Origin of the sequence: Mesorhizobium sp. B1-1-5 (genome assembly GCF_006443065.1) — a bacterium.
Lineage (GTDB): Bacteria > Pseudomonadota > Alphaproteobacteria > Rhizobiales > Rhizobiaceae > Mesorhizobium.
In genome coordinates this window covers 1-1,366 of record NZ_VFWS01000408.1, presented here as the reverse complement: position 1 = coordinate 1,366, position 1,366 = coordinate 1, and the positions used below count along the sequence as shown (strand labels likewise).

At 62.2% G+C, this 1,366-nt stretch carries 2 protein-coding genes; both read left to right on the top strand.

Annotation, left to right across the window (positions count from 1 at the left end):
• Positions 1 to 265: 265 nt before the first annotated feature.
• Complete coding sequence (locus FJ980_RS31885) at positions 266 to 718, top strand: hypothetical protein (protein ID WP_140547477.1); 453 nt, start codon at positions 266 to 268, stop codon at positions 716 to 718.
• Positions 718 to 1,179, top strand: a complete 462-nt coding sequence (locus tag FJ980_RS34990; RefSeq protein ID WP_181181382.1) for a hypothetical protein — start codon at positions 718 to 720, stop codon at positions 1,177 to 1,179. The genes FJ980_RS31885 and FJ980_RS34990 overlap by 1 nt, the downstream gene beginning before the upstream one ends.
• Positions 1,180 to 1,366 lie beyond the last annotated feature (187 nt).

The following is a 1,366-nucleotide window of genomic DNA, read 5'->3' as shown; positions in this document are numbered from 1 at the left end:
AACCGCCATCGCCAACGGCAACGGCAACGCCGGTCTCGGCAACGGCAACGGAAACGGCAACGGGAACCACTAGTCCCCGCCCAACCGCCGGCGTCGCCAAGCTTCGGCTTGGAAAGACGCTGATGGCTCTGGGACCGTCGAGCCAAGCGCCCGTCCCCCGCGCAAGGCTACCGCGACATGTCGCCGGCGGTCCCAGTCTTTTTCGCCCAATCCTTTTTGAAACAGATCCCAATTTCAAAAGCTAAGCCATGGAAGGAGCTCGCAGATGAAACGCTACGTCATACCGGCGCTATGCCTGGGGTTGTTGAGCGCAACCGCGGCGAAGGCTGACACCACGACGGGCAGCCAGGCCTTCGGCATGTCGGCCGTCCAGGGAGCGGTCGGCAAATACGGCCAATCCATCGGCGCGAACGTCAGGGGCATGAACCCGCTCGGCAATTTCGGCGGCAATGTCGGCTACAAGAACAGCGGTACGGGCAATGTCGGCGCCTTCAACAGCGGCACCGGCAATGTCGGCGCTTTCAACGGCAACTCCAACACCTCGCCGACGAGCGGCAACGGCAACATTGGCGCCTTCAACGGCAACTCCAACACCGGCCAATACAACGGCAACAGCAACATCGGTGCCGGCAATGGCAACTTCAACGGCGGCAACTTCAACGGAAACGGCAATGTCGGCGCCTTCAACGGCAACTCCAACGGCCGGGGAAACCGCTGATGACCGGCTTGAGCACATCCACCCGGACTCGCAGGCGCCGGGTGGCGGCGAGGCTGCTTGACGGCAACGGCCTCGCGCTCGGCACGCTGCTCGCGGCGTTCCTGGCCGCCGACGCCTCGACCCTGGTCAGGATTGCCGACCTGCCAATCGGGGCCGGTGTCGCCAACGGTCTTGGCGATACCGGAAATTTCAACGGCAACGGAAATTCCGGCAACTTCAACGGCAATGGCAACAGCGGCAATTTCAACGGCAACGGCAATGCCGGAAGTTTCAGCGGCAACTTCAATGGCGGCAGCTTCAACGGCAACGCCAATTGCGGCAATGGCCACGGCAACGGCTATGCGTCGGACGGCAATGGCAACGGTGCGAGCGCAGCGGGCAATCCGGACCTGTGCCGGTTCTTGAAGGAGCTGAACGGCCGACTGGGACTGCCGCCCGGCACGATTCCGGATTTCGACTAGGTCCTCGACATAGGGATTCTTGAAAGGTTGCTGTTTGTGTTGGTGCAAGATTTTCCGTTCATGTCCGTGAAAGTCAGCGCAAACGCTGGCGATTGGCTGAAGCCCCCCAGCCTCGTCATTCCAGGGCGGAGCAGCCGCGAAGCGGCGTCGCGGAGACCCTGGAATCTATGCCGTTACCTTCGCCAAG

Excerpts from the sequence above, each read along its gene's own strand:
- FJ980_RS31885 (WP_140547477.1), top strand. The coding sequence starts at position 266 with ATGAAACGCTACGTCATACCGGCGCTATGCCTGGGGTTGTTGAGCGCA.
- FJ980_RS34990 (WP_181181382.1), top strand. The coding sequence starts at position 718 with ATGACCGGCTTGAGCACATCCACCCGGACTCGCAGGCGCCGGGTGGCG.